This is a genomic window from Mesorhizobium sp., from assembly GCF_024509055.1.
Classification (GTDB): Bacteria; Pseudomonadota; Alphaproteobacteria; order Rhizobiales; family Rhizobiaceae; genus Mesorhizobium.
Genome location: NZ_JANINM010000144.1, coordinates 1 through 3,975 on the forward strand (window position 1 = coordinate 1; position 3,975 = coordinate 3,975).

At 62.2% G+C, this 3,975-nt stretch carries 4 protein-coding genes and 2 pseudogenes; 5 read left to right on the plus strand and 1 reads right to left on the minus strand.

Going from position 1 to position 3,975, the window contains the following annotated elements; all coding sequences use genetic code 11:
- Window positions 1–74, minus strand: a pseudogene (locus tag Q0L57_RS07610) (single-stranded DNA-binding protein); the annotation flags it as partial.
- 230 nt (window positions 75–304) lie between these two features.
- Between Q0L57_RS07610 and Q0L57_RS07615 the strand changes: the two are divergent.
- The 5 genes and pseudogenes from Q0L57_RS07615 to Q0L57_RS07635 form a co-directional block, all read left to right on the plus strand.
- The gene (locus Q0L57_RS07615) at window positions 305–619 is read left to right on the plus strand and encodes a metalloregulator ArsR/SmtB family transcription factor (RefSeq protein WP_296740545.1); all 315 of its coding nucleotides are present in this window, start codon (window positions 305–307) and stop codon (window positions 617–619) included.
- Window positions 616–1,092: an SRPBCC domain-containing protein gene (locus tag Q0L57_RS07620; RefSeq protein WP_296740548.1), complete on the plus strand. Its 477-nt coding sequence runs from the start codon at window positions 616–618 to the stop codon at window positions 1,090–1,092. Before Q0L57_RS07615 ends, Q0L57_RS07620 begins: the two co-directional genes overlap by 4 nt.
- Window positions 1,017–1,715 (plus strand): ATP-dependent Clp protease proteolytic subunit, encoded by a 699-nt coding sequence (locus tag Q0L57_RS07625; protein ID WP_296740549.1) that lies wholly within the window; start codon window positions 1,017–1,019, stop codon window positions 1,713–1,715. The genes Q0L57_RS07620 and Q0L57_RS07625 overlap by 76 nt, the downstream gene beginning before the upstream one ends.
- A 66-nt stretch (window positions 1,716–1,781) precedes the next feature.
- Complete coding sequence (locus Q0L57_RS07630) at window positions 1,782–2,063, plus strand: hypothetical protein (protein WP_296740552.1); 282 nt, start codon at window positions 1,782–1,784, stop codon at window positions 2,061–2,063.
- 854 nt (window positions 2,064–2,917) lie between these two features.
- Window positions 2,918–3,975, plus strand: a pseudogene (locus tag Q0L57_RS07635) (excinuclease ABC subunit A); the annotation flags it as partial.

Sequence of the window (3,975 nt, forward strand, 5' to 3'; positions counted from 1 at the left end):
GAATTCAGGCGGCGGATTTCAGGGTCCGCCCCGAGATTGCCGACCAGAATGACCTTGTTGACGCTACCCGCCATCTTACTTCTCCGCGCTCATCCGATTTTAAGTCGCTCACCTTACAGCCTGTAGGCTGCCGATGCCTGCAAAAGGCTGGCTTTTCCCACAAGGTTTTTGTTCTCTTTTCGTTCTAGCACGACCTTGCGGTCTGTCAAGGAATGTCAGCAAAGGCAGAACTCGAACGCCTGTTTCGATATGGCGATCAAATAGCCGCTTGCCAAACCAATAAGTATCGACTTATGCTTTTGTCATGATCGAGGCAGAGATTTTCCGGGCGCTCGCCGATCCGACCAGGCGCGCCGTCTACGAGCGGCTAACGGCCACAGAAATGACCGTGTCCGAGCTGCGCTCAGGCATGAGCGTGTCGCAGCCGGCGGTCTCGCAGCACCTCGCCGTGCTACGCGGCGCCGGCCTCGTGGTCGAGCGCCGCGCAGGCCGCAACGCCTACTACCGCGCCGACCCGCAAGGGCTCGACCCGCTGCTTGGCTGGATTGATCGCTACCGCGCCTTCTGGCCGGAGCGCATCGAGAAGTTGAAGACGGTTCTGAAGGAAATGGACCAATGACAGCGACAGAACACCCGCGCCCGGCCGAGGCGCCGCTTAGCTTCGAATGCGAGCTTCCCGATCCGCCGGAAAAGGTGTGGCGGGCGTTGACCGAACCGGAATTGCTGGCGGCGTGGCTTATGCCGAACGACATCAGGCCGGAAGCCGGCAGACGCTTCGCCTTTGCCGGGCCGGACGCGCCGATCGAATGCGAGGTACTGAAGGCCGAACCCGGCAGGCTGCTGCGTTACTCCTGGCGCGAGCGGTCCCGCTCCGGAGCGGCCGATCGACTGCCGGCCTTCGAAAGCGTGGTCACCTTCAGGCTGGAATGCACAGCCTCCGGCGGCACGCGTCTCTGCATCGTCCATGACAGCTTCGTGCAGGTGGCGCAGCCCGTCGTCGCGGTCGCCGGCGCCGGTTGCGGGCTCTCGTTGGACGCCCGCAGGAACCCAACCGCCGCCAACGCGCCCTGCATGATGCTGCGCGCTGCCTGAGCCCAATCGAGGAAAGAGCGATGAGCATAGCCAATCTGGTGCCGATGGTGATCGAGCAGTCGAGCCGAGGCGAACGCGCCTTCGATATTTTCTCGCGGCTGCTGCGCGAGCGCATCGTCTTCATCAACGGCGAGATCAACGATGGCGTTTCGGCGCTGGTATGCGCGCAATTGCTGTCGCTGGAATCGGACAATCCCGACAAGGAGATATCGATCTACATCAACTCGCCCGGCGGCGTGGTCACCAGCGGCTTCGCCATTTACGACACGATGCAATATATTTCCTGCCCGGTATCGACGGTGTGCGTGGGCTTTGCGGCCTCGATGGGCTCTTTCCTCTTGATGGCCGGCGCGCCGGGCCGACGCATCGCCCTGCCCAACACCAGGATCGTGCTGCACCAGCCGCTCGGCGGATTTCAGGGCCAGGCCTCCGACATACAGCGCCACGCCGAGGATATCCTGCGCACCAAGCGCCACATGACGGAACTCTACGCCAGACATTGCGGCCGCACCTATGAGGAGGTCGAGCGCACGCTCGACCGCGACTATTTCATGACCGCTGATGAGGCCAAGGCCTGGGGCCTCGTCGACCACGTCTACGACACACGCAAGAAGGCGGCTTGACCGACATGCGCCAATTTCATTGCCGCGCGTCTGGTCTCGCTTCGCCGGCGCCACTATAATTCACGGATGACGATGCGCCGGACACCCAGACATTTGCTCGCGCTGGCAGCGCTTGCCGGCGCTTTGGCGTTCGGCAGCGCCGCTTTCGCGGATGATAACTCCGCCCAGAAGCTGCCCGGCGTGAGTGGTGATTATCGCATCGCCAAACCGGCTCCCCAGCCGGAGCCGGACGACGCTCAGCCCGCGGGCAACAACGGCACGTTCAAGATCGGCAACACCGATGTCAGGATTTCCGGCAGCATAACCATCGATATGGCCACGGGCGGCACGCGGATTCCGAACCACTGATCGTCCCGTAATAGAACCTGTCGGATTGGCCGGTGCCGTCCGCTTGCCAAGGACAGTGGCTATTGGCAGAAGCGTCTCGGTTCGTCAGGGAGACCTTGGCCAATCACCGTTTGTGACGGTGCCGCCGGTGAATGGGGGATCGGCAAAATGTAAGCCCCGCCGCTGCTTCCGCAGTCTGACGGGGCTTTCATGGATCTCAAATCCAATCTTAGCCGGGAGTGTTCTGCCGGCGTTTTGCTTCGGATGCACCGCGGCGATCTGCCGACGATCCGACTATCGTCTCTGATTTTAGGGGAACAGCAAGTCACGGTTTGTCGGGTTGGCGCTCACGCCTACCCTGGCACTTATGCCTGCCGTGGCTCCATCGCCGTGTGGAGCCTCAAGGGACAGTCCGGTGGCGTCATGCTCCGCTCCTGGGTCCGTTGCGACGATGTCATTCGAAGCAAAAATCGCTTTTGCCCACGGCGTCTCGCGGGCCACCTCTGGGTGGCGAGGCCATCGAAAGACGGCCGGCTTCGTTGACACACCGAGACTGCTCCCGTGTGTCGGCGGCGTCAACCGTTCAATAGCCGGTTACCGAAAAATGTGATCGCCGGGAGGTTACGTGCGGGTAAGTCGAGCGCCTCTGTGGATGAAGGGAACGGGCGCCGGCGACCTCGGTTTCCACAGCGCTTTGTCAGGAGGGTGTTCGACCTTTGTTCTTTCTGCTTGCCCCCTCGCGCGAAAGACGGTTAAACGACTTGCGTCGAGAAATGTGGCGTCACTCGACGTAGCGGCAAAACAACCTACATAGGGGATGGCCGGGAACAAACCCGCCAATCCAGCAAATTCCAGACCTGAGGCGGCGACCGGCAATGGCCGACCATAAATACCTTTCCATTCGCGGGGCGCGCGAACACAATCTCAAGAACGTCGATCTTGACCTGCCGCGCGACAGCCTGATCGTGATGACCGGCCTGTCCGGCTCCGGCAAATCGTCGCTTGCGTTCGACACCATCTATGCCGAAGGCCAGCGTCGCTATGTCGAAAGCCTGTCGGCCTATGCGCGTCAGTTCCTGGAGATGATGCAGAAGCCGGATGTCGACCAGATCGACGGCCTCTCGCCCGCCATCTCGATCGAGCAGAAGACCACCTCGCGCAATCCCCGCTCGACGGTCGGCACGGTCACCGAAATCTACGACTACATGCGCCTGCTGTTCGCGCGCGTCGGCGTTCCCTATTCGCCGGCCACCGGCTTGCCGATCGAGAGCCAGACGGTCAGCCAGATGGTCGACCGCGTGCTGGCTCTCGAGGAAGGCACGCGCCTCTATCTGCTGGCGCCCATCGTGCGCGGTCGCAAGGGCGAATACCGCAAGGAACTGCTGGAGTTGCAGAAGAAGGGCTTCCAGCGCGTCAAGGTCGACGGCGTCTTCTACGAGATCGCCGACGTGCCGGCGCTCGACAAGAAGTACAAGCACGACATCGACGTGGTCGTCGACCGCATCGTCGTGCGTGGCGATCTGGCGACGCGTCTCGCGGATTCGATGGAAACGGCGCTCAAGCTCGCCGAGGGTCTGGCGGTGGCCGAGTTCGCCGACCGGCCGCTCGATGCCAGCCAGACCGGTGAGGATGCTGTCAACAAATCCAAGAACGAGACGCATGAGCGTATCTTGTTTTCGGAAAAGTTCGCCTGCCCGGTGTCCGGTTTCACCATCCCGGAGATCGAGCCCCGGCTGTTCTCCTTCAACAACCCGTTCGGCGCCTGCCCGACCTGCGATGGCCTGGGCAGCCAGCGCGCCATCGACGCCAATCTCGTCGTGCCCGACGAGAACGTCTCGCTTCGCGATGGCGCCATCAGCCCGTGGGCGAAGTCGACCTCGCCCTATTACGCGCAGACGCTGGAAGCGCTCGGCAAGGCCTATGGCTTCAAGCT

Excerpts from the sequence above, each read along its gene's own strand:
- Q0L57_RS07615 (WP_296740545.1), top strand. The coding sequence starts at position 305 with ATGATCGAGGCAGAGATTTTCCGGGCGCTCGCCGATCCGACCAGGCGC.
- Q0L57_RS07620 (WP_296740548.1), top strand. The coding sequence starts at position 616 with ATGACAGCGACAGAACACCCGCGCCCGGCCGAGGCGCCGCTTAGCTTC.
- Q0L57_RS07630 (WP_296740552.1), top strand. The coding sequence starts at position 1,782 with ATGACGATGCGCCGGACACCCAGACATTTGCTCGCGCTGGCAGCGCTT.